This window comes from Brachybacterium vulturis (assembly GCF_002407185.1).
Taxonomy (GTDB): domain Bacteria; phylum Actinomycetota; class Actinomycetes; order Actinomycetales; family Dermabacteraceae; genus Brachybacterium; species Brachybacterium vulturis.
Genome location: NZ_CP023563.1, coordinates 3,075,829 through 3,097,714 on the forward strand (window position 1 = coordinate 3,075,829; position 21,886 = coordinate 3,097,714).

Genomic DNA, 21,886 nt, shown 5'->3' on the forward strand with positions numbered 1-21,886 from the left:
CGGCTCCGGCGGGTCGCGGCGGTAGAGTGGCCGGGATCACGAGGATCCTGACATCTGCCCCGCAGTGCCTTCCTCACGCTGCGATCGGATTCGGAGGCTGACGCCATGTCCACCCCATCCACGGCCAGAATGCCGCGTGCACAGCGCCGGGCGCAGCTGCTCGAGCTCGCCATCCGGGTGTTCACCGAGAAGGGCTTCCAGTCCACGTCGATGGACGACATCGCCGCCGCCGCCGGTGTCACCAAGCCCGTGCTCTACCAGCATTTCGACTCCAAGGAGAAGCTCTACGTCGAGGTGCTCGACGTCATCGCGACCTCGATGATCGACGAGGTCCGCACGATCGGCGAGGGCGCGGGGGACACGATGTCCCGGGTGCGTGCCGGTCTCCACCGCTTCTACGAGTTCGTGGCGCTGGACAACTCGCTGCGGCTGTTCACCGGTCACGAGCAGATCTCCGAGGTCGTGCAGCAGAAGGTGGTGACGGTCCTGGACCGGATGGCGATCGAGCTGGCCGGGGTGCTGACCGCCTCGCGGCACATCAGCGCCGAGGAGTCCCGGGTCCTCGGGCGAGGGGTCATCGCCGTCACCCAGACCACCGCGCAGCTGCTGCAGGGCGCCGCGGACGAGGCGGAGCGCGAGTCGATCCTCGACACCATGACCACCACCGTCGTGCATGGCCTGACCGGCTTCGCACCGCGGGAGAACGCCCGGATCTCCGGTGTTGTGCTGGCGGCGGACGACGCCTCCGCCCCGGACGCGAACGCGTAGACTCGGCGGAGCACTGCAACGAACGTCCCCGCCCCCGGGGCGGAGGAAAGGTCAGGTCATGGAGATCCGTATCGGCATCCAGCACTCCCCTCGCGAGATCGTGATCGAGTCCGAGGAGAAGTCCGATGCGCTGATCGAACGGCTGAGCGGCGCGATGGCCGACGGCTCCCCGGTCGCCCTGGTCGATGACAAGGGCCGCACCGTGCTGGTCCCCGGCGCGAAGGTCGCCTACGTCGAGGTCTCCACCGAGGAGCCACGTCGCGTCGGCTTCCTCGGCTGAGACCCCGGTGACCCGGCACGAGGGCCACCCGCCGCAGGACGCCACCGATCCGCCGGAGGGCGACGCGGCGGAGAGCGACGATGCGACGGCTCAGGACTCCCCCACCCGGCATCGACAGCTCCGGCGGCGGCTCCGGCAGCGTCGCCAGCGATTGCTGCACCTGACCACCACGACCGTGGTGGCGGTGCTGGGGGCGATCGTCGGCCTGCTGCTGGTCCCCGCCACGACGGTCGAGGTGGGGCCGCTGACCGCGAGCGTCCACCTGCGCCCCTCCCTGTCCTCCCAGACCGTGCTGCTGCTCCCGCCGGTGGGCCAGGTCGCCTTCGACTCGCACACCGCGCCGGTGCGCATCGAGGCCAGGGTCAAGAGCGTCGACGTCGAGAAGGCGGAGGCGCTGTTCTACGCGGACTCCGGCTTCGCCGAGCTGCAGCGGACCGCGCCCGAGACCCTGGCGACCGCCGCGGCGAAGAACGCCGCGCTGAACGCCCTGTTCGCCGCCGCCGGTGCCGGGCTCGCCGTCGGCCTGACGTTCCGACGGGTGCGGCGCGCGCTGCTCGCCGGCGGCAGCGCGGTCGCCGTGGTGGGTGCTTCGGTCGCCGCCACCTCGGTGACCTTCTCCCCCGCCTCCCTGGAGCAGCCGAAGTTCGAGGGGCTGCTCTCCCAGGCCGCGTACATCGCGGACCTCGGCCACGGCACGGTGATCGACTACCAGGGCTACCGCGACACGCTCGCCGAGTTCGTGGGTCAGGTCTCGGCGCTGTACATCGCCGCGGACTCGCTGCCGGTGGGGCTGGACCAGGAGAACGTCATCACCGTCCTGCACGTCTCGGACATCCACGACAACCCGCAGGCCTACGACGTCATCGACCAGCTGCACACGCAGTTCGCGATCGATGCGGTCGTCGACACCGGCGACATCGTCTCCTGGGGCACGCCGCTGGAGACCGAGCTGCTGCGTCGCATCGGCACGCTCGACGTGCCCTACGTCTACGTCAGCGGCAACCATGACGGGGCCTCCGCCGCGGCCATGATCGAGGCGCAGCCCAACGCCACCGTGGTCGACAACGAAGTGGTCGAGGTGGCGGGGCTGCGGATCGCCGGCATCGGCGACCCGCGCTTCGCGGCCGACGACGACTCGGACGCGGGCGGCTGGCGCGAGGGCGACGCGGCCGTCAGCGCCAGCGCCTTCCAGCTGGGCGACACCATCGAGGCGTACGACGCAGCCCATCCCGAGAAGCCGGTCGACTTCGCCATGATCCACGATCCGACCCAGCCCGAGGGGCTGCTCGGGCGGACCCCGCTGGTGCTGTCCGGACACATGCACACCTCGGAGGTCGAGCTCGATCGCGAGGGCTCCGGCACGGACTGGATGATCGTCGGCTCGACGGGCGGGGCGCTCGCCTCGGGCGGGATCGCCCCGGTGCTGAAGGGCGAGGACCCGCTGGACCTCACGGCGCGGATGCTCTACTTCGACGAGGACACCCGCCGCCTGGTCGCCTACGACGACATCGTCATGGGCGGTCTCGGCCTGGTGTCGGTCTCGATCGAGCGCACGCAGATGCCCGAGGAGGTCCCGGAGCTCGAGGTCCCCGAGGAGGCCGAGACCCCGGAGGGCACGATCCCGCCGGAGCAGGAGGTCGAGCCGGGCGAAGGACTCCCGGACGAGGACCGCGTCACCCCCACCGACCCCGTCAGCCCGCCGCCGGAGACCCGCGAGCCGGTCCCCGCCGGCAGCGACGGCGGCGTCGGCTGAGCCTCCGACCCCTCACCGTCCGGCACCGGACCGGCCGGACCGATGTCACCTTCTGCACCCTCCGGCGGTCCCGGGAGGGGCGCGGGGGCTACGATGGCTGTGCTTATCCATGACCAGAGAGTTGAACGGTGCCTGAATCCACCCCGCACACCGACGAGGCCGTGTCGGCCTCCCCCGCCGTCGAGCAGAGCTCCGGCACCTCCGCACAGCCCGAACAGGTCCAGACCTTCGCCGATTTCGATGTCCGCACGGACATCGTCGACGCTCTGGCCGCCAAGGGCATCACCACCCCCTTCCCGATCCAGTCGATGACCCTGCCGATCGCGCTGCGCGGCCGCGACATCATCGGCCAGGCCAAGACCGGCACCGGCAAGACGCTCGGCTTCGGCATCCCGCTGCTGCAGAACTCCGTCGCCCCGGGCGAGCCGAACCCGAAGGACCGCCCGATCGGCAAGCCGCAGGCCCTGGTGGTGCTGCCCACCCGTGAGCTCGCCGTCCAGGTCGCACACGATCTGGAGACCGCATCGGCGAAGCGACCGATCCGCATCCTCACCGTCTACGGCGGCCGCGCCTACGAGCCGCAGATCGAGGCGCTCGAGAAGGGCGTCGAGGTGGTGGTCGGCACCCCGGGCCGGCTCATCGACCTGATGCGCCAGAAGTACCTCGATCTGTCCCAGGTGCGCACCGCCGTGCTCGACGAGGCCGACGAGATGCTCGATCTGGGCTTCCTCGAGGACATCGAGAAGCTGCTGCAGGCGGTGCCGGAGGACCGGCAGACGATGCTGTTCTCCGCCACCATGCCCGGTCCGATCATGGCGCTGGCCCGCCGCTTCATGAAGCAGCCCACGCACATCCGGGCCCACGACCCGAACGACGGCGCACGCACCAAGGCGGATATCAAGCAGGTCGTCTACCGCGCCCACCAGCTCGACAAGATCGAGGTGATGGCCCGCATCCTGCAGGCTCACGGCCGTGGCCTGTCGATCATCTTCATGCGCACCAAGCGGCAGGCGGACCGCGTCGCCGGTGATCTGGCCGATCGCGGCTTCGCCGCGGCTCCGCTGCACGGCGACCTCGGCCAGGGCGCCCGTGAGCAGGCGCTGCGAGCCTTCCGCAACGGGAAGATCGACGTGCTGGTGGCGACCGACGTCGCGGCCCGCGGCATCGACGTCACCGACGTCACCCATGTCGTGAACTGGAACTGTCCCGACGACGACAAGACGTACCTGCACCGCACCGGCCGCACCGGCCGCGCGGGCAAGAAGGGCACAGCGGTCACGTTCGTGGACTGGGAGGACCTGGCGCGCTGGGCGCTCATCGCCCGCCAGCTGGGACTGGAGTCCACCGAGGCCCAGGAGACCTACTCGACCTCCGAGCACCTGTTCGCCGACCTCGACATCCCCGCAGGCGCGAAGGGCACGCTCCCCCGCAGCGCCCGCACCCGTGAGGGCCTGGAGGCCGAGGAGCTCGAGGATCTGGGCGGTCCGGAGGGTGCCCGCGGCGGCCGGGAGTCCGGCCGCAGCGGCCGTGACGGCGGGCGCGGTGAGCGCGGCGGCCGTGGTGAGCGCAGCGGCCGGAGCCGCGGCGGCGAGCGCGATGGCCGTGGCGGCAGCGACCGCAGCGGTCGTGACAGCGGCGGTCGTGACGGCGGCGGTCGTGGCAGCGGCGGTCGTGGGCGGTCGCGCGACGACTCCCCCAGCGGTCGCGACGGCGGTCGTCAGGACGGCGCCACGAGCTCCGCTCCCGCCGATCGCACCGGCGCCGAGGAGAGCTCGGGCGAGCGTCCCCGCCGCAGCCGGTCCCGCTCCCGCACCCGCCGGGTCAACGGTGAGGTCACCGACGCTCCGCAGAGCGAGACGCAGAGCGCATCCCGGAGCACCTCGCCGGGCGAGCCGCAGGGCACGGACACCTCGAGCGAGGACCGCCCCCGTCGGCGCCGCTCCCGCGGAGGCCGCGGCCGCTCCGGTGGAGCGGCCGGCCAGGGCTCTTCCCCGCAGGAGGGCTGACCGAGGTCCTGCGCCGCGGCGCAGCCCGTCCCACGGCACAGTTCAGCGGCTCGTGTCCCGGTCTCCGGGGCACGGGCCGCCAGTGCTTTGCATCCAGTGGCGCTCAGCCAGCATCCGCACCTGTATACGGGGTCGCATGCTGAGAGTGCGCCCGTGGATGGCATCGTGCTGCGCTGGGACCGGATGGAACATCCGGTCAGGCACGGCGCACCCGCTCAGGGTCGGAGGATCCGGGTGCCGCTGGTGGCCCGGGCGGCGATCTCCTCCAGCACCTCCGGGGCGGTGAGGTTCTCCGCCAGCCGGTTCTCCTTGCCGCTGCCGTGGAAGTCGCTGCCGCCGGTGATCAGCAGGTCGTGGCCGTGCGCGAACTCCCGCAGCCGGGTCCGCTCGACCTCCCCGTGCTCGCGATGATCGACCTCGATGCCGTCGAGCCCCGCCGCGACCAGGGACTCCAGCAGGGTCAGCGGCAGATCGTCGTCGCGGGTGACCGAGCCGGGATGGGCGAGGACCGAGACGCCCCCGGCCTCCCGGATGGCCCGCACCGCGGACAGCGGCGAGGGGGCGTAGTAGGGGACGTAGTACGGACCCGAGGGGCGCAGGATCTCGGTGAAGGCCGCCGAGCGGTCCGGGACCACGCCCGCATCGACCAGGGCGTCCGCGATGTGCGGACGACCGATGACGGTGCTCTCCCCCGCGACCTGCGCCTCCACGTCCTCCCAGCGGACCGGGTGGTCGGTCGAGATCAGCTCCACCATGTGCCGGGCACGCTCCACCCGCGAACTGCGGGCGCTGGCCATCTCGGCGGCCAGCGCCGTGTCCGGGGAGGGATCCACCAGCAGTGCGAGCAGGTGCACGCTGCGGTGGTCGTCCTCGCTCGAGACCTCGATGCCGGGCACGGCTGCGACCCCGCTCGCGGCGACCGCCGCGGCGAGCTCCGCCCAGCCCGAGACGGTGTCGTGGTCGGTCAGCGCCAGCACGTCGAGGCCGGCCGCGGCGGCCTGGGCGAACAGCTCCTGGACGCCGGTGGTCCCATCGGACCACGAGCTGTGCGCATGCAGGTCGATCCGCTGTGCGGCGCCGGCGTCAGTCCTCTCACTCATAGGCCCAGGGTAGACCGCGTCATGAGACCATCGAGGGGTGAGCACCGAGAACACCAGCACCGAGCACAGCACCACCACCGGAAGCACCGGGGGCAGCGAACGGATGAAGGATCTCGCCTCCCGCGGCGACTCCCGCTCGCAGCGCCCCAGCAACGACGCCTTCCGCGAGTTCATCTCCTCCGGCTGGGACGAGACCGTCCCCGATGCCGCGCGCCGCGAGTCCGCGGACTTCACCCCGGAGCGTCGCGATGCGCTGGTGCGCCGCGTGACCGGGTCTCGGCTGGTGCTGCCGGCGGGCGTGCTGAAGGTCCGCTCCAACGACACCGACTACCCCTTCCGCCCGGATTCCGCCTTCGCCTACTACTCAGGGCTGGGCACCGACGAGGAGCCCGACAGCGTGCTCGTCGTCGAGCCCTCGACCGAGGACCCCACGGTCTCCGAGGCGACGTACTTCTTCCGCCCCCGCGCCGGCTTCGACACCAGCGAGTTCTATGCCGACGCCCGCTACGGCGAGATGTGGGTGGGGCGCCGGCCCACCGTCCCCGAGGCCGCCCGGCGACTGGGCATCGAGGTGCGTCACATCGACGAGCTGCGCGACCACCTCGCCAAGGACGTCGGCGCCCAGCTGTCGCTGACCGTGATGCCGAGCGTGGACGCCTCCGTCGAGGCGATGGTCGAGGAGATCCGCTCCCAGAACGGCCTGCCCGGCGGGGACGAGGCCGCAGCGGAGAGCGCCGCCCTGAAGGAGGCCGCGAGCGAGCAGCGTCTGGTCAAGGATGCGTACGAGATCCGCGAGCTGCGCAAGGCCGTGGACGCGACCCTGCGCGGCTTCGAGGACGTCATCCGGCACCTGCCCAGCGCCGTCGGCCATCCTCGCGGCGAGCGGGTCATCGAGGGCGTCTTCGCGGCGACCGCGCGGGCCGACGGCAACGGCGTCGGCTACGACACCATCGCAGCCGCCGGCGACCATGCCTGCACCCTGCACTGGACCCGCAACGACGGCGTGGTCACGGCGGACGAGCTGGTGCTGATCGACGCCGGCGTCGAGGTGGACTCGCTGTACACCGCCGACGTCACCCGCACCCTGCCGGTGTCCGGCACCTTCTCCCCCGCCCAGCGGAAGATCTACGACGCGGTGCTCGAGGCGTCCGACGCCGCCTTCGCGGTCGCCCGGCCCGGACTGCGCTTCCGTGAGCTGCACGCCGCCGCGATGGACGTGCTCGCCCACCGTTTGGCGGAGTGGGACCTGCTGCCCGGCACGGCCGAGGAGTCCCTGGCCGCCGAGGGCCAGTGGCATCGCCGCTGGATGCCCCACGGCACCAGCCACCACCTGGGCCTGGACGTCCACGACTGCGCCCAGGCCCGCCGCGAGATGTACCTCGACGCGGAGCTCGAGCCGGGGATGGTCTTCACCATCGAGCCCGGGCTGTACTTCAAGGAGAACGATCTGCTGGTGCCGAGCGAGCTGCGCGGCATCGGCGTGCGCATCGAGGACGACGTGCTGGTGACGGCCGACGGTGTCGAGAACCTCTCGGCCGCCGCACCGCGCCGGGCGGAGGACGTCGAGCGCTGGATCTCCGAGCTGCAGCGGTGAGCACCAGAGCGCGGCCGCGCTTCTTTGCGGCACGGCTGGCCGGCACCGCCGTCTTCGACCCGATCGGAGACGCGGTGGCGACGGTCCGTGACGTGGTGGTCGTGCCGCAGACCCGCACCAGCGCCCGGGCCGTCGGCCTGGTGGTGGAGGTCGGTGGGAAGCGTCGAGTGTTCCTCCCCATCACCCGGGTCACCTCGATCTCCCCGGGACAGGTGATCTCCACCGGGGTGCTGAACGTGCGCCGCTTCGAGAAGCGTCCCGGCGAGCTGCTGGTGATCGGCGACCTGCTGGACCGCGCCGTGACGCTCGAGGACGGCACCGGCGAGGCGACCGTGCTGGACATCGCCCTGGACCAGGACCGCCATCGGGACTGGAACGTCTCCCGGCTGTATCTGCGCCGGCAGCGCCGGGGCGGGTCGCTGAGCCGCCTGGTCTCCCGCGGGGAGACCCTCACCGTCGAGCTGACCGAGGTCTCCGGGCTGTACGGCACGCAGGCCGAGCAGTCCGCGCATCTGCTGGCGGCCTCCTACCAGGACCTGAATCCGGCGGATCTCGCGGAGATCATCCAGGAGCTGGAGCCCAAGCGCCGCATCGAGCTCGCCGGCGAGCTCGCCGACGAACGCCTCGCCGATGTGCTCGAGGAGCTGCCCGAGGACATCCGGGTCGAGGTGGTCACCGGACTGGAGGCCACCCGCGCCGCCGACATCCTCGACGCGATGGACCCCGATGACGCCGCCGACCTGGTCCAGGAGCTCCCGGAGTCCGTCGCCGCCCATCTGCTCAGCCTGATGGAGCCCGAGGAGGCGGAGGACGTGCGCCGCCTGCTCGCCTACGACGAGTACACCGCCGGCGGCATGATGACCACCGAGCCGCTGATCGTCGCACCCGAGACGCCGGTGGCGCACTGCCTGGCGCTGATCAGCCGCGAGGCCATCCATGCCGCCCTCGCCTCGACGGTGCACGTGTGCCGTTCCCCGCTCGAGACCCCGACCGGGAAGCTGCTGGGCATCATCCACTTCCAGCAGCTGCTGCGGGAGCGTCCCGACCGGCCCGTCGGCGAGATCCTCGATGCGGACACGGCCGCGGTCGCGCCGACCGTGCCGCTGTCCACCGTCACCCGGGAGATGGCCACCTACAACCTGGTCTCGATCCCCGTGATCGACGGGGACGGTCGCCTGCTGGGTGCGGTGACCGTCGACGACGTGCTGGACCACGTGCTGCCCGATGACTGGCGCGAGCAGGACGAGCCGCCGCCGGCGACCGGCCAGATCGATCTGTCCGAGATCGCCCGGGCCACGGCCCGGGATGCCGAGGACCCCGCCCCGCCCGGTGGAACGAGGGGATGAGCATGGCAGAGCACAGTCACAGCCCGCTCGACGACCCCGCGCCGGGCAGAGGCCCGCTGCTGCGCAACCCCTTCCGCGGCGACGCCTTCGGACGCGCCGCCGAGGGTTTCGCGCGGATGATGGGCACCCCGGCCTTCCTGGTCGGGATGACCCTGTTCTGCGCGGTCTGGCTGACCTGGAACTCGCTGGCCCCGGAGTCCGCGCAGTTCGATCCGCGCGCGCTGAACTTCACCCTGCTCACGCTGATCCTCTCCCTGCAGGCCTCCTACGCCGCGCCCCTGCTGCTGCTGGCGCAGAACCGTCAGGACGACCGCGACCGCGTGCAGGTCGAGCAGGATCGCCAGTCCAACGAGCGCAACCACGCCACCACCGACTTCATCACCCGGGAGATCGCCTCCCTGCGCCTGGCCCTGAACGACGTCGCCACCCGTGACTTCGTGCGCAGCGAGCTGCGCGACCTGGTCGAGGAGCTCGAGGAGCCGCCGACCCAGGATGCCGAGGACCTGCGCACCCTCCTGCGCGAGGAGGTCGAGGCGGCGCTGGATCGCCGCACGGCCGAGGCCACCACCACGTCATCGAAGGAGCAGAACAGCCAGTGAACACGCAGTCCGTCCCCGAGCCGAGCACATCCGGGCGGAACGAGTCAGCGCCGGCCGAGTCCGTGCCGGCCGAGACCGGGCAGAGCACGCCCGGACCGACCGCCGACGACGAGCGCGTCGCCCAGATCCACGAGGCGCTGAGCGGGGTGATCGACCCCGAGATCCACCGCCCCATCACCGAGCTCGGCATGGTCGGCTCGGTGACGGTCGATGCCGAGGACACCGCCCATGTCACGGTGCTCCTGACCATCGAGGGCTGCCCCATGCGCGACCGCATCGAGCGCGAGACCGCGGAGGCGACCGCGACCGTCCCCGGCCTGTCCCGGGTCGAGGTGTCCACCAGCGCGATGACCGAGGAGCAGCGCCGCGAGCTCACGAACCGCCTGCGTCAGGGCCGCCGTCAGATCCCCTTCAACCAGCCCGGCTCGCTGACGCGCATCTTCGCGATCTCCTCCGGCAAGGGCGGGGTCGGCAAGTCCACTGTGACCGCGAACCTCGCCGCGGCGATGGCGGCCGACGGGCTGCGCGTGGGCGTGATCGACGCGGACATCCACGGGTTCTCGATGCCGGGCATGTTCGGGATCACCGACCAGCCCACCAAGGTCTCGGACCTGCTGATGCCCCCGGCGGCGCACGGCGTGGCCGTGATGAGCATCGGCATGTTCGTCCCCGAGGGGCAGGCGGTGGTGTGGCGCGGGCCCAAGATGCATCGCGCCATCGAGCAGTTCGCCTCGGACGTGTTCTGGGGCGATCTGGACGTGCTGCTGCTGGATCTGCCGCCCGGCACCGGCGATGTCGCGATCTCGGTGGCCCAGCTGCTGCCGAGCGCGCAGATGGTCGTGGTCACCACGCCGCAGCAGTCCGCCTCCGGGGTGGCCGAGCGGGTCGGCTCGCTGTCCACCTCGACCGAGCAGGAGATCGCCGGCGTGGTCGAGAACATGGCCGGGCTGACCCTGCCGGACGGCACCGTCATGGACGTCTTCGGCACCGGCGGCGGGGACCGGGTGGCGCAGACGCTGGCACGGGCCGTCGGCCACGACGTGCCGGTGCTGGGCCGGATCGGGCTGGACCCCGCACTGCGCGAGGGCTCGGATCAGGGAGTCCCGCTGGTGGTCTCGGACCCCGACTCCCCCACCTCGATGGCCCTCACGGGCGTCGCCCGCGCGCTGGTGCACAAGCCGCGCGGGCTCGGAGGGATGAAGCTGCCGCTGACCGTCGCGCGGTCCTGAGGGGCGCGAGGCGCCAGGACTCGGCTCAGGTGGCCTCGTCGTCGAAGGGCGCGCGCTTCGGGCCCTTGGCCTTCGCGGACTTCTTGCCGGACTTCGCTCCCGCGGCGGCGGCCCCGGCCGCAGCCCCACCGGTGGCGATGTTCATCGAGTCCTTGCTGGGGATCAGCTCCTCGAGGTCGGTGTCGCCCCAGGCCTCGCGGATGATGCGCCGCGGGTCGTACTGGCGCGGGTCGTACTTGCGGAGGTCCTCGATGGCGATGCCCATCTCGTCCTCGACCGTGGAGCGGGAGTCGTCGACCCAGCGGCGCGCCTGCCGCACCCACTGCACCAGCTGCCGGGTGAGGTCGGGGAGCCGTTGCGGCCCCACGATCACCAGGAACACGACGAGCAGGATCACGATCTCCCAGCCGCCGAGGCCCATGAATCCGGTGCCGCCCATTGTCCACCTTGCATGTCTCGAGGTCTGCTGATGCGTCGCCATTATTGCATCGCGGGCCCGAGGGGGCTCACAGGGGCGGCGGCTGTCGTAGGATCGGCCAGATCGCACTGTGAACGGAGAGGATGCGCTGATGTCGTCGGGAAAAGTGGCCAGCTGGGCCCACGGTGAGGAATTCGTCGACGAGACGACGCTCTTCTCCGACGACGGGGTGCTGGCCCGCGCCAGGGACCGCGGCAACGAGCTCGGCGCCACCCCGGTGCTGCCGGGGGCCGGTGCGCTGATGCGGGTGCTGGCGGCCTCGGTGCAGGCGCGCTCCGCCGTCGAGATCGGGACCGGCAGCGGAGTCGGCTCCCTCTACCTGCTCTCGGGCATGCACCCGGACGGGGTGCTGACCACCATCGACCTCGAGGTCGAGAATCAGCGCGCCGCCCGTGAGGCCTTCGCCGAGGCCGCGATCCGGTCCCCGCGGGTGCGCACCATCGCCGGCCGTCCCCGCGACGTCGTCGGCCGCCTCACCGATCACGCCTACGACCTGGTGAGCTTTCCCGCCCACACCCCGCATGCCCTGGATCTGCTCGAGCATGCGCGGCGCCTGCTGCGGCCCGGCGGGGTGCTGATCATCCCCCACGCCCTGTTCCACGACCGGGTCGCGGATCCCACCGCACGGGATGCCACCACGCAGGCCGTGCGCGCATTGCTGAAGGCCGTCACGGAGTCCGAGGACCTGGTCTCGGTGCTCACCGGCAGCGGTGACGGCGTGCTCGCCGCCGTGCTGCGTCCCTGACCAGGGCGCCGCTGACCGCGCCGCACACCGGGCCCATGACCGGCCCTGCGGCGCACTGCTGAGATGAAGACAGCCCCGCACCGGAGGGTGCGGGGCTGGCATCTGGGCTGGTATCTGCTACTTGATGACACCCTCGAGGGCGTCGCGCAGCTCCACGGCTTCCGATGCGGCGATCTCGACGACCAGACGGCCGCCCCCTTCGAGCGGGACCCGCATGATGATGCTGCGACCCTCCTCCACGACCTCGAGCGGACCGTCACCGGTGCGCGGCTTCATAGCAGCCATCGTGCCTCCTTGATGTGTCACTGCCCTTGCGTGGCACCCCCGGACGGGGCCTCGGACAATGCGCGTACGGTGGCTATTATCTCAGGTCTCGCGACCGGCGCGCACGTCGAGCTCTGCGCGGCCTGTCCGGGAGGTCGATCCCGCCCCCGATCCACCCGGTCGCCACCCCCACCATCAGCGCTCCGACCAGCAGCGCGACCAGCAGCAGGAGGATCACGACCGGTCCCACGGCGCTCATGATTCGATCGACGTCCCCATCGCGAGCGGGGCCTTGCGGGCGTGCTCCCGCAGCACGTCGAGCGCCTCCTGCGGGGTGTCGACCACTCTGATCAGGTCGATGTCCACAGGGTTCACCATCCCGCCGTCGACGACCGCGGTGCGCAGCCAGCCCAGCAGTCCCTGCCAGTAGTCGCGGCCCACCAGCACCACCGGGAACATGTCGATCCGGTGGGTCTGCATCAGGCACAGCGCCTCGAACAGCTCATCGAGCGTGCCGAAGCCGCCGGGCATCACCACGAAGCCGCTGGAGTACTTCACGAACATCGTCTTGCGGACGAAGAAGTACCGGAAGTCGACCCCCAGGTCGACGTAGTCGTTCAGACCCTGCTCATGCGGCAGCTCGATGCCGAGGCCGACGGAGATCCCGCCGGCCTCCTGGGCGCCGCGATTGCCGGCCTCCATGATCCCGGGCCCACCGCCGGTGATGACCGCGTAGCCCAGGTCCACGACGCCCTTGGCGATCTCCACCGCGCAGTCGTAGAAGGGGCTGTCCTCGGACAGCCGGGCCGAGCCGAAGATCGAGATCGCGGACCCGAGCTCGGCGAGCGCACCGAAGCCCTCGATGAACTCGGACTGGATGCGCAGCACCCGCCACGGGTCCGCGTGGACCCAGTCCGTCTCGCCGTCCTCCTCCAGCAGGCGCTGGTCGGTGGTGCGGTCGGGTCGCTGGGAGCCGCGCAGCGTGATCGGGCCCTTGCGGTGGCGGTCTCGTTCCTCAGGCGTCATGGACCGAGCGTAACGCTCAGGGGGCCAGGAACCGACGCAGCCCCGCGAGCGCGATCTCGAGATCCTGCAGCGGGACGTGCTCGTCGTCGGTGTGGGCGAGCAGCGGATCCCCCGGGCCGAAGTTCACCGCCGGGGTGCCCAGCGCCGAGAAACGGGCCACATCGGTCCAGCCCTGCTTCGCGGCCACGGTGACGCCCTCGCCCAGAGCGGAGAGGAAGCCGCGGGCCGCGGCGTCGTCCAGTCCGGGCAGGGCGCCGCCGGCGGCGTCGACCACCTCGATCTCCAGGTCGAGCCCCGCCAGGACCTCGCGCACGTGCGCCTCGGCCGCGGCGACGGAGGTGTCGGGCGCGAAGCGGTAGTTCAGCAGCGCGGTGGCCCGGTCGGGGATGACGTTGCCGGCGATGCCTCCGGCGATCGTGACCACGTTGAGGCATTCGCGGTACTCGAGCCCGTCGATCACGGCGCGACGGGCCTCGTAGGCGGCGAGGCGCTCCAGCACCGGGGCGAGGCGGTGGATCGCGTTGTCCCCCACCCAGTCGCGGGCCGAATGCGCGGCGATACCCCGAGCGGTGACCTCGAGCTTCATGGTGCCCTTGCAGCCACCCTCGACGCCGGCGGAGGTGGGCTCGCCGAGGATCGCGAAATCCGCCTCGAGATGCTCGGGGTGCTCGGCGGCGATCCGGGTGAGGGCGTTGTCCGCCGCGGCGACCTCCTCGTGGTCGTAGAAGATCCAGGTGAGGTCCACGGGTGCGGCGGCGGCCTCGACGGCGAGCTTGAGGAACACCGCGAGCCCGCCCTTCATGTCGCAGCTGCCGCGGCCCACCAGCTCCTCCCGGCCCTCGCGCACGCGGCGGGTCGAGGGCAGGTTGTCCGCGAGCGGGACGGTGTCCAGGTGCCCGGCCAGCAGCACCCGCTGGGGAAGCCCGCGGTCGGTGCGCGCGATGACGGTGTCCCCGTCACGGAGCACCTCGAGGTGGCCGGCGTGCTCGCGCAGCGCCTGCTCGACCGCGTCGGCGAGCGCCTGCTCGTTCCCGGAGACGGAGTCGATGTCGACGATCGCCGCGGTGAGACGGGCGATATCGACGCGGGGATCGAGGACCGGGGCCGTCTGGTTGCTCATGGCCGTCATCGTGCCACGTCCGGGCGCGGCAGGACCGACGCGGACCCGCTCAGCGAGGGCTCACGGACCGGACAGCGCCCCTCCGGCACGGGCCAGCCGCAGCGCGACCGCCTCGGCGTGCCGCAGCAGCTGCGCCCCGGTGCCGGGCTCCGCGGAGATCGAGGAGCCCGGCTGCGCCGTGCTCACCGGCACGCCGACCAGCAGCCGTCGCTCGAAGACGGTGCCGTCGGCCCCGACCGGTGCGTACAGGCCGTCCACCGCGATGGAGCCGGTGAGCATCCGCCGCCTGGTGCCGCGGGAGGCCCAGGAGTCCTTCTGCACCTCGCCGCGCTCGCGCCAGGCACCCAGCAGGGCGCTGCGATAGGCGGGCAGGTCCACCGGCGGCAGATGCGCCTCGAGCACCCCGTCGCACAGGGTGGCCGGTCCTTCGCCGCCGCGCACCACGTACCGGCCGGCCTCGTCATCGATCTCCAGATGCATCCGCGGGCCGGTGAACTCCAGCAGCCCCGCCTCCCCGAGGGCGAGCACCTGGCGGGCGCGCAGCACCGGCGGGCCCGAGGCCCAGGAGGCGAAGGCGTTGCGCAGGTGGCCGTCGATGTCGCGGCGCACGGAATCGGTGGTGTAGGCGCCGAGGTCGGTGAGCCGGTTCACCTGGATCCGCAGGGCGATCAGCACCCGGTAGATCAGCACCCAGGCCGGATCGGGCTCGGAGGCGGCCCGCAGCGCCTCGCGCAGCACGTCACGGGTGCTCCGCGGCGGCACCGGGCTCTCCCCGCCGCGACGGCCGAAGGGGAACAGCAGCGGGAGCAGGATCTGGTCGTCCGCGAGCTCGGGGAATCCGCCGTCCCGCAGCGCCCGGCGCAGCTCGGCGAACATCAGCGGCATCACGTCGCGCTCGTGGTCCACCCCCGCGGCGCGGACCGCGAGCTCGAGCACCCGCTCCCCTGTGAGCACCGCCGGGAGGTACGGCTGCGGCATCCGGTCGCCGAGGTCGGGTTTGGGCCGGTAGACCATGCCGGAGCGGGAGCCGACCACCAGGCGCGGCTCCCCGCCACCGGGCAGGTAGCGCAGGCCGGAGGGGGCGGAGGCGTCGGTCTCGAAGCGCCCACCGGCCGCCTCGGTGAGCATGCCGATCGCGTCGTAGAAGTTCAGCCCCATGCCCTGGACCGCGACGGCCTCCCGTCCCAGCAGCGAGGCATAGTCCACCTCGAGCGGGTTCGCGGGCCCGAGGTGGACCAGGCCATGGCGTTCGGCGGCGTCGGCGAGCTGCTGCGAGCGGGGGCCGAGCGCGGTGGGCAGGTGCCCGAGCGCGAGCGCGACCGCCTCGGCGCGCAGCACCCGTCCGTCGCTCAGCCGCACCCGCTGCGGACCATCGGCCCCGCCGGTGACGTCGACCGCCTCGGCGGCGTGCTCGACGATCCGCAGCCGGGCCGGGTCGGCGTCCCTCCGTGCCGTCTCCAGCACGTGGGCCAGGTAGCGGCCGTGCGCGGCGCGGGAGGCGAAGTCCGTGGGGGCGAGACCCTCCCCTGCCAGATGATCGGCGAGGGTGTCCGTTCGCGGCGCGGGCAGCAGCGCATGGCAGGTCTCGTCGGGGTACATCGTGGTCTGGCAGGTGGTGGTGTTCATCAGCAGCACCTCGGACTGGTCGTGCCGCCAGACGGCACCTCCCCGGCCCACCAGGGGGTCGATCAGGTGCACGGTGAGGCCGCCCCGCCAGTGCGGGCCGTTCGAGGCGGCCACCAGGCGTTCGATGATCGCCGTGCCCCGCGGCCCTGCCCCGACGACGGCGACGGTGCGGAGGGGGTCGGCGGCTGCGATCATCGCTCCAGTATGGCGCGCCGGTCGCCTGCGGCCGCCCTTGATCGCGCCGCCGCGCCCGCACCGCCCCCACCGATCTGGGACGATGACGCCATGTCGACTCCCGCCTCGTCGCCCAGACATCTCCCGCCCAGCGGTCCCTCGACGCCCCCGGGACTGTTCGGCGGGCGCCAGGCGGCGAAGCTGCGCGCGGCCGTGAGCGCCGATCTGCTGCCCGAGGAGCGTGCCTCGGCAGATGCGCTGGTGATGACGGCCTGGCTCACTGCGGCGCAGCGTGCCCGGTACGCCCCGTCCCTCCGCTCGGGCCCGAGCACCGAGGAGTTCGCCCAGCGCCTGGCGGACGAGCGCCGGGTGGTGCTCGAGGAGGGGGCCGATCAGGTCCCCGACGAGCTGGACTCCGCGGCGCACGCGGAGCGGCAGGCACGGCAGCTCCCGCTGCGACTGGTGGAGGCCGGACTGCTGCTGGTGGCGTTCACGCTCCTCGCAGTCACGATCATCCAGAGCATCCGCTCCGAGGCAGCCGGGATCGCCGAGCGCGTCCCGGAGCAGGGACCGATTCTGCTGGCGGTCGCTGTCGTGGCCGGGCTGCTCGCGGCACTGGTGGGCGCGGTGGCGACCCGGCGACGGGACCATCTCCTGCTGGGCTGGGCGGTCTCCCGGCCCGGGCAGCTCGGCCGGGGTCTGCCGCTGCGCCGCCCGCTGCAGGGAGAGTCGGCGGGGCCCGCCGTCGCACGCTCCCTCGGGCCGGCGCTGCTGGTGGGCGCCGGGGTGCTCGCGATCGTGGCGGGGGCGGCGCTGCTGCTGATCTCTCCGATGCTCGGTGACGTGGGTGGGGTCTCGCACTGGGCGCCGTGGCTGCTCGGCGGCGGGGCCGCCGCCCTGGTGGCGGCGGTGCTCCTGATCTACCTGCGCTCCCGACGCCTCCGCAGGATCGTGCGCCGGTCCCGGGCCGCGGAATGGATCGGGCCGACGCCGCAGGTGGAGGAGCCGCCCGCGGTGTGAACGGCCCGATCTCTTCTCCGCCGCGGCTCAGCGCTCGGAGGAGGACTCCTCGTCCTCCTCGACCGCGAGCCCCTCCTGACGGGCGTAGACCTCCCACCGCGGGGCGGTGGGGATCCGGCGCAGATCCGGCCCGAGCATCCCCACCAGGGCTCCGAGCGCCAGCACGGAGGCGAAGACGAGCATCGTGGGCATGACGCCCAGGAGGTCCAGCCCCCAGCCGGCGACTGCCGGGGCCAGCGGCATCAGCGCCGAGGAGACCACCCGCATCAGCGAGCTGACCCGCCCCTGCATCGCCACGGGCGTGATGTGGGTGAAGAAGCCCTGGCTGGAGGCATTGATGGCCGGTATCCCGACCCCCAGCACGGCGTAGGCCACGCCGATCCAGATCATGCCGGGGTCGACGGCGAGGAACACCCCGACCAGCGCCATCAGCACGACGGGAGCGATCGCGAGCATCCCCGTCGGGACCGTGTCCACCAGGCGCGGTGCGAGGACCGCGCCGAGCAGGATCGCCGCGGCCAGCACCGTGTTCAGCAGGCCGATCCGGGTGGCCGAGACCCCGTCGGAGGCGAGACTCAGCAGCACCGCGAAGATCAGGCCGTTGGCCCCGAGGTTCACCGAGGACGCGATCGCGAGGATCTGCAGGCGCAGGGGCTGGGAGATCATCCAGCCGAGCGCCTCGCGCAGGTCCTCCCCCACCTTCGTGCGCTCCGTGCCGGCGACCCGCGGGTGGTACCGGCGCCGCATGCTGAGGGTCGCGATGACCGAGCCGAGGTTGCCCAGCAGCTGGGCCAGCGGCGGGAACACGATCGACAGGCCGAGCAGCGCACCGCCGGCGGGGCCCGCGGCCATCTCCACCGCGGCCTGACGGCCCTGGTTCACAGAGACCGCCCGGGGCAGCTGCGTGGTGGGCACGAGCTGTTTGAGCATGGCGTTGGAGGCGCTGCCCAGCAGCGTCTCGCGGAACCTGTCGGCGAACGCCAGGGCGGCCAGCACCACGGCCCCGGCCACCCCGGTCAGCAGCACGATGACCAGCACCGCCTGGACGGCGGCACCGAGCACCCCGGCCAGCAGCCGCAGGCGCCGCCGTTCGGCGCGGTCCGCGAGCAGTCCGCCCGGGATCAGACCGACCAGCGCGCCGAGTCCCTGGACCAGTGCGACCAGCCCCGTGATGCCGAGATCCTCGGTGACCATGAAGGTCACCAGGGGAAAGGCGAAGGCTCCGATCCCGGTGCCGATATCCAGCAACAGGTCGCCGATCAGCCACCGCAGGTACTCGGGGTTGCGGCGCAGCGGGGTCGGGACCTGCTCCGCCGCCATCAGCGCCGGCCGCCGGGCACCGATGTGCGGTTCGCCCCGGGCGGGGCGTCACGCATGACCTGGCACCCCGGAAGTTCGTAGACTCCGGAGATGACCACGACGACTTCGGACTCCCCCGCCTCGAAGGCCTGGGGCATCGCACTCACCACCCTTGGTGCCGACGGCTCCGTCCTGGATGCATGGTATCCCTCGCCCCGGCTCGGGGAGGCTCCTTCGCAGATCCGGAGCCATCCGCTGCATGCCCAGCTGACCGCCGCCGCCCGGGCCGACGAGGTGCGGGGCACCACGCAGGAGGTCGTGGTCCGCACGATCTCGCTGGCCGAGGCCCCTGCCGACGCGGTCGACGCCTACCTGCGCCTGCACCTGCTCTCCCATCGGCTGGTCCAGCCCAACGCGCAGAACCTCGAGGGGCTGTTCGGGACGCTCACCAACGTGGTGTGGACCTCCGAGGGGCCCTGCGCCGTGGCCGGCTTCGAGGAGACCCGCCTGCGCCTGATCGCGGCGGGACGCACTCCCACCGTGTTCAGCCTCGACAAGTTCCCGCGCATGGTCGATTACGTGCTGCCCGCCGGGGTGCGCATCGGTGACGCGGACCGGGTCCGCCTGGGCGCGCATCTGGCCGAGGGCACCACCGTCATGCACGAGGGCTTCGTGAACTTCAACGCCGGGACCCTGGGCGCCTCGATGATCGAGGGCCGCATCTCCCAGGGCGTCGTCGTGGGCGACGGCTCGGACATCGGTGGCGGCGCCTCGACGATGGGCACCCTCTCCGGTGGCGGGACCGAGCGGGTGAGCATCGGCCGCCGCTCGCTGGTGGGCGCCGAGGCGGGCGTGGGCATCGCGCTCGGCGACGACTGCGTGGTCGAGGCGGGGCTGTACGTCACCGCCGGCACCAAGGTGGAGCTCGTCGGCGAGGCCGGTGCCGGATCCGACCAGCCGCAGGTGGTCGCGGCGCGGGACCTCTCCGGCGTGGCGAACCTGCTGTTCCGTCGCCACTCGCTGACCGGTGCGGTGCAGGCGGTGGCCCGCGCGGGGCAGACCGTCGAGCTCAACGCCGCGCTGCACGCGAACTGACACCGGGCCTGGGGGAGGCGAGATGGCCGCACGCGCGCGTCGGCGCACCCGGAGGCGGGAGCGTTCGGTCGCTCGGCACCTCGCGGTCCCGCTGGTGATGGTGCTGCTGTTCGCCGGCATCGCCGGGGGCAGCTATGTGGCGCTGCAGCGCTACGGCTCCCCCGCGCATGAGGGCACCTGCGTGGCGACGGGCCTGGGCACCAGTCATCGCTACTCCACCGACCGGGTCTCCAACGCGGCGCTGATCAGCGCGGTCGCCGTGGACCGGGAGCTGCCGCCGCGGGCGGCCTCCATCGCGCTGGCGACCGCCTACCAGGAGTCCCAGCTGCAGAACATCGACTACGGGGACCGCGACTCCCTGGGCCTGTTCCAGCAGCGGCCCTCCCAGGGCTGGGGCACCGAGGAGCAGATCCAGGACCCGGTCTTCTCCACCAACGCCTTCTACGACGCGCTGGTGACGATCCCCGGCTACCGGAACGCGGACATCAACGACGTGGCCCAGCAGGTCCAGCGCTCCGGCCATCCGGAGGCCTACCGGGACCACGAGACCGAGGGCCGGCTCTATGCCTCGGCCCTGACCGGGCAGAGCGGGCCGAACCTGGTGTGCACCCTCGGTGCGGTCGGCGCGACCGTCTCCCCGGAGCAGGTCCGGGCCGAGCTGGAGCGCCAGTTCCCGCGTTCTGTCGAGTCCGGCCGGTTGAGCGCGGGCCTCGACGCCGCCTCGAGCACGGCCCCGCAACTGCCCGAGCATGCGGGCGCGATGGCGCTCGTGATCGATCCGGGCGGGGACGACGCGCTGGGCTGGGCGGTCGCGAACTGGGCGGTTGCCCGCGCCGCGGACGACGGGGTGGTCCAGGTGTCCTACCAGGGACGGGTCTGGGACCGCTCCGTGCGCGGCGAGGAGGCCGGGAGCTGGGGCACCGCCGAGGGCGGCAGCGCGGAGCGTGTGGTGGTGCTGGTCAGCGGGCGCTGAGCCCGCGCGGGCTCAGCCCCGGTTCGCGATGTCGGACTGCAGGGCCGCCAGGCGCAGCTCGCTGGTGCCGGTGCGCTCGCCCATCTCCTGGTAGGTGCGCTCCGCGTGCCCGGTGTAGATCTGGCGGGGCCGGCCGATCTTGGTCTCCGGGTCGTGGACCATCTCCTCCCACTGGGCGATCCAGCCCGGCAGGCGGCCGATGGAGAACAGCACCGTGAACATCTCGGTGGGGAAGCCGATGGCCTTGTAGATCAGGCCCGTGTAGAAGTCGACGTTCGGGTAGAGCTTGCGCTCGACGAAGTAGTCGTCCTCCAGCGCGATCTCCTCGAGCTTCATGGCCAGCTCGAGCCGCTCGTCGTGGACGCCGAGGCGTTCGAGCACATCGTCGGCGATCTTCTTGACGAGGCGGGCGCGCGGATCGTAGTTCTTGTACACCCGGTGGCCGAAGCCCATCAGGCGGATCCCGTCCTCCTTGTTCTTGACCTTCTCCATGAAGTCGCGCGGATCGATGCCCTCGGCCTGGATCTGGTCGAGCATGTCCATCACCGCGGCGTTGGCGCCGCCGTGGGCGGGGCCCGAGAGCGCGCCGATGCCGGCGGAGATCGAGGTGAACAGGTTCGCCTGGGCGGAGCCGACCAGGCGCACAGCGGAGGTGGAGCAGTTCTGCTCATGGTCGGCGTGCAGGATCAGCAGCTGCTCCATCGCGCGCACCACGACCGGGTCGGCGATGTAGTCCTCGACCGGGAAGCCGAAGGTCAGGCGCAGGAAGTTCTCGATCAGCGAGAGCCGGTTGTCCGGGTAGAGCAGGGCGTGGCCCTGGGCGATGCGGTGCGCGTAGGCCGCCATCGTGGGCAGCTTCGCGAGCAGCCGCACGGCGGAGATCCGCACCTGCTCCTCGTCGAAGGGGTCCAGGGTGTCCTGGTAGAAGGTCGACAGCGCCGAGGTCCCGGCCTGGAGCACGGCCATCGGGTGCGCATCCCGCGGGAAGTTGTCGAACATGCGCTTGAAGCGCTCGTCGAGCAGGGTGCGGTGCTCGACCTTGGCCTCGAAGTTGTCGAGCTGGCCCTTGGTGGGCAGCTCGCCGTTGATCAGCAGGTACGCCACCTCGAGGTAGCTCGACTTCTCGGCGAGCTGCTCGATGGGGTAGCCGCGGTAGCGCAGGATGCCCTCGTCGCCGTCGATGTACGTGATCGACGACTTCGCGTTCGCGGTGTTCATGAAGCCGGGGTCGTAGGTGACGTGACCGGTCTGCTTGCGCAGCGGACCGATCGAGATGCCGGCGTTGCCCTCCACGGCGGGAACGGTGGGGAGGTCGAGTGTCGTCTCCCCCAGGCTGAGCTGAGCAGACGTCGTCGCGTGATCCATGGGCTCTCCGTTGTGCGTGGTCGGCT

Annotated in this window: 20 protein-coding genes; 12 read left to right on the top strand and 8 right to left on the bottom strand. The window is 72.1% G+C overall.

The features are described from left to right. The first annotated feature begins 105 nt into the window (after nucleotides 1-105). The 4 genes from CFK38_RS13810 (at nucleotide 106) to CFK38_RS13825 (ending at nucleotide 4,807) form a co-directional block, all read left to right on the top strand. The gene (locus CFK38_RS13810) at nucleotides 106-768 is read left to right on the top strand and encodes a TetR/AcrR family transcriptional regulator (RefSeq protein ID WP_096803587.1); all 663 of its coding nucleotides are present in this window, start codon (nucleotides 106-108) and stop codon (nucleotides 766-768) included. Between the two features lie 58 nt (nucleotides 769-826). Beyond that, nucleotides 827-1,048: a DUF3107 domain-containing protein gene (locus CFK38_RS13815; RefSeq protein WP_096803588.1), complete on the top strand. Its 222-nt coding sequence runs from the start codon at nucleotides 827-829 to the stop codon at nucleotides 1,046-1,048. Nucleotides 1,049-1,055: 7 nt separating this feature from the next. Then, entirely contained in the window at nucleotides 1,056-2,801 is a 1,746-nt protein-coding gene (locus CFK38_RS13820; protein WP_245851078.1) for a metallophosphoesterase family protein, read from the top strand. A gap of 128 nt (nucleotides 2,802-2,929) precedes the next feature. After that, nucleotides 2,930-4,807: a DEAD/DEAH box helicase gene (locus CFK38_RS13825; RefSeq protein WP_096803589.1), complete on the top strand. Its 1,878-nt coding sequence runs from the start codon at nucleotides 2,930-2,932 to the stop codon at nucleotides 4,805-4,807. A 215-nt stretch (nucleotides 4,808-5,022) separates the two neighbouring features. On the opposite strand, the gene CFK38_RS13830 is transcribed toward CFK38_RS13825, so the two are convergent. Then, nucleotides 5,023-5,907 carry a PHP domain-containing protein gene (locus tag CFK38_RS13830; RefSeq protein ID WP_096803590.1) on the bottom strand — a complete coding sequence of 295 codons (885 nt, stop codon included), beginning with the start codon at nucleotides 5,905-5,907 and terminating at the stop codon, nucleotides 5,023-5,025. A 37-nt stretch (nucleotides 5,908-5,944) separates the two neighbouring features. On the opposite strand from CFK38_RS13830, the gene CFK38_RS13835 reads away from it, so the two are divergent. From CFK38_RS13835 to CFK38_RS13850, 4 genes are all read left to right on the top strand, one after another. Then, on the top strand, nucleotides 5,945-7,501 hold the full coding sequence (locus tag CFK38_RS13835) for an aminopeptidase P family protein (protein ID WP_096803591.1): 1,557 nt from the start codon (nucleotides 5,945-5,947) through the stop codon (nucleotides 7,499-7,501). Beyond that, a complete protein-coding gene (locus tag CFK38_RS13840; protein WP_245851079.1) occupies nucleotides 7,498-8,847 on the top strand; it encodes a magnesium transporter MgtE N-terminal domain-containing protein in 1,350 nt (449 codons plus the stop codon). Before CFK38_RS13835 ends, CFK38_RS13840 begins: the two co-directional genes overlap by 4 nt. A gap of 2 nt (nucleotides 8,848-8,849) precedes the next feature. Further along, entirely contained in the window at nucleotides 8,850-9,446 is a 597-nt protein-coding gene (locus tag CFK38_RS13845) for a DUF1003 domain-containing protein (protein WP_096804377.1), read from the top strand. Nucleotides 9,447-9,508: 62 nt separating this feature from the next. After that, nucleotides 9,509-10,675 carry a P-loop NTPase gene (locus CFK38_RS13850; protein ID WP_096804378.1) on the top strand — a complete coding sequence of 389 codons (1,167 nt, stop codon included), beginning with the start codon at nucleotides 9,509-9,511 and terminating at the stop codon, nucleotides 10,673-10,675. Nucleotides 10,676-10,700: 25 nt separating this feature from the next. Here the strand turns inward: CFK38_RS13850 and CFK38_RS13855 are convergent, their stop codons facing one another. Next, a complete protein-coding gene (locus CFK38_RS13855) occupies nucleotides 10,701-11,114 on the bottom strand; it encodes a twin-arginine translocase TatA/TatE family subunit (RefSeq protein ID WP_096803592.1) in 414 nt (137 codons plus the stop codon). A gap of 130 nt (nucleotides 11,115-11,244) precedes the next feature. Between CFK38_RS13855 and CFK38_RS13860 the strand changes: the two genes are divergently transcribed. Continuing rightward, a complete protein-coding gene (locus CFK38_RS13860) occupies nucleotides 11,245-11,898 on the top strand; it encodes an O-methyltransferase (protein WP_096803593.1) in 654 nt (217 codons plus the stop codon). Nucleotides 11,899-12,015: 117 nt separating this feature from the next. On the opposite strand, the gene CFK38_RS13865 is transcribed toward CFK38_RS13860, so the two are convergent. The 4 genes from CFK38_RS13865 to CFK38_RS13885 all read right to left on the bottom strand — a co-directional run bounded on the left by CFK38_RS13865 (nucleotide 12,016) and on the right by CFK38_RS13885 (nucleotide 16,129). Further along, complete coding sequence (locus CFK38_RS13865) at nucleotides 12,016-12,183, bottom strand: DUF3117 domain-containing protein (RefSeq protein ID WP_010551467.1); 168 nt, start codon at nucleotides 12,181-12,183, stop codon at nucleotides 12,016-12,018. Nucleotides 12,184-12,417: 234 nt separating this feature from the next. Then, complete coding sequence (locus CFK38_RS13875) at nucleotides 12,418-13,188, bottom strand: LOG family protein (protein ID WP_096803595.1); 771 nt, start codon at nucleotides 13,186-13,188, stop codon at nucleotides 12,418-12,420. A 16-nt stretch (nucleotides 13,189-13,204) separates the two neighbouring features. Continuing rightward, nucleotides 13,205-14,308: a succinyl-diaminopimelate desuccinylase gene (gene dapE / locus CFK38_RS13880; RefSeq protein WP_157773496.1), complete on the bottom strand. Its 1,104-nt coding sequence runs from the start codon at nucleotides 14,306-14,308 to the stop codon at nucleotides 13,205-13,207. A 60-nt stretch (nucleotides 14,309-14,368) separates the two neighbouring features. After that, nucleotides 14,369-16,129: an FAD/NAD(P)-binding protein gene (locus CFK38_RS13885; protein WP_096803597.1), complete on the bottom strand. Its 1,761-nt coding sequence runs from the start codon at nucleotides 16,127-16,129 to the stop codon at nucleotides 14,369-14,371. 90 nt (nucleotides 16,130-16,219) lie between these two features. Here CFK38_RS13885 and CFK38_RS13890 point away from each other — a divergent pair, with 90 nt between their 5' ends. Next, complete coding sequence (locus CFK38_RS13890) at nucleotides 16,220-17,128, top strand: hypothetical protein (protein ID WP_096803598.1); 909 nt, start codon at nucleotides 16,220-16,222, stop codon at nucleotides 17,126-17,128. Nucleotides 17,129-17,155: 27 nt separating this feature from the next. Here the strand turns inward: CFK38_RS13890 and CFK38_RS13895 are convergent, their stop codons facing one another. Further along, nucleotides 17,156-18,448, bottom strand: a complete 1,293-nt coding sequence (locus CFK38_RS13895; RefSeq protein ID WP_096803599.1) for an MFS transporter — start codon at nucleotides 18,446-18,448, stop codon at nucleotides 17,156-17,158. Nucleotides 18,449-18,538: 90 nt separating this feature from the next. Between CFK38_RS13895 and dapD the strand changes: the two genes are divergently transcribed. Together dapD and CFK38_RS13905 are read left to right on the top strand one after the other, a co-directional pair. Continuing rightward, complete coding sequence (gene dapD / locus CFK38_RS13900) at nucleotides 18,539-19,522, top strand: 2,3,4,5-tetrahydropyridine-2,6-dicarboxylate N-succinyltransferase (protein WP_096803600.1); 984 nt, start codon at nucleotides 18,539-18,541, stop codon at nucleotides 19,520-19,522. Between the two features lie 22 nt (nucleotides 19,523-19,544). Then, the gene (locus CFK38_RS13905) at nucleotides 19,545-20,495 is read left to right on the top strand and encodes a hypothetical protein (protein WP_096803601.1); all 951 of its coding nucleotides are present in this window, start codon (nucleotides 19,545-19,547) and stop codon (nucleotides 20,493-20,495) included. A 12-nt stretch (nucleotides 20,496-20,507) separates the two neighbouring features. Here CFK38_RS13905 and CFK38_RS13910 read toward each other — a convergent pair whose 3' ends face one another. Then, nucleotides 20,508-21,860, bottom strand: coding sequence for a citrate synthase (locus CFK38_RS13910; RefSeq protein ID WP_096803602.1), 1,353 nt, complete (start codon nucleotides 21,858-21,860; stop codon nucleotides 20,508-20,510). Between the last annotated feature and the right edge of the window lie 26 nt (nucleotides 21,861-21,886).

What these genes read in the sequence shown, in the direction of transcription:
- CFK38_RS13810 (WP_096803587.1), top strand. Translation starts at nt 106, where the DNA reads ATGTCCACCCCATCCACGGCCAGAATGCCGCGTGCACAGCGCCGGGCG.
- CFK38_RS13815 (WP_096803588.1), top strand. Translation starts at nt 827, where the DNA reads ATGGAGATCCGTATCGGCATCCAGCACTCCCCTCGCGAGATCGTGATC.
- CFK38_RS13830 (WP_096803590.1), bottom strand. Translation starts at nt 5,907, where the DNA reads ATGAGTGAGAGGACTGACGCCGGCGCCGCACAGCGGATCGACCTGCAT.
- CFK38_RS13845 (WP_096804377.1), top strand. Translation starts at nt 8,850, where the DNA reads ATGGCAGAGCACAGTCACAGCCCGCTCGACGACCCCGCGCCGGGCAGA.
- CFK38_RS13855 (WP_096803592.1), bottom strand. Translation starts at nt 11,114, where the DNA reads ATGGGCGGCACCGGATTCATGGGCCTCGGCGGCTGGGAGATCGTGATC.
- CFK38_RS13860 (WP_096803593.1), top strand. Translation starts at nt 11,245, where the DNA reads ATGTCGTCGGGAAAAGTGGCCAGCTGGGCCCACGGTGAGGAATTCGTC.
- CFK38_RS13865 (WP_010551467.1), bottom strand. Translation starts at nt 12,183, where the DNA reads ATGGCTGCTATGAAGCCGCGCACCGGTGACGGTCCGCTCGAGGTCGTG.
- CFK38_RS13875 (WP_096803595.1), bottom strand. Translation starts at nt 13,188, where the DNA reads ATGACGCCTGAGGAACGAGACCGCCACCGCAAGGGCCCGATCACGCTG.
- dapE (WP_157773496.1), bottom strand. Translation starts at nt 14,308, where the DNA reads ATGAGCAACCAGACGGCCCCGGTCCTCGATCCCCGCGTCGATATCGCC.
- CFK38_RS13885 (WP_096803597.1), bottom strand. Translation starts at nt 16,129, where the DNA reads ATGATCGCAGCCGCCGACCCCCTCCGCACCGTCGCCGTCGTCGGGGCA.
- CFK38_RS13890 (WP_096803598.1), top strand. Translation starts at nt 16,220, where the DNA reads ATGTCGACTCCCGCCTCGTCGCCCAGACATCTCCCGCCCAGCGGTCCC.
- CFK38_RS13895 (WP_096803599.1), bottom strand. Translation starts at nt 18,448, where the DNA reads ATGGCGGCGGAGCAGGTCCCGACCCCGCTGCGCCGCAACCCCGAGTAC.
- dapD (WP_096803600.1), top strand. Translation starts at nt 18,539, where the DNA reads ATGACCACGACGACTTCGGACTCCCCCGCCTCGAAGGCCTGGGGCATC.
- CFK38_RS13905 (WP_096803601.1), top strand. Translation starts at nt 19,545, where the DNA reads ATGGCCGCACGCGCGCGTCGGCGCACCCGGAGGCGGGAGCGTTCGGTC.
- CFK38_RS13910 (WP_096803602.1), bottom strand. Translation starts at nt 21,860, where the DNA reads ATGGATCACGCGACGACGTCTGCTCAGCTCAGCCTGGGGGAGACGACA.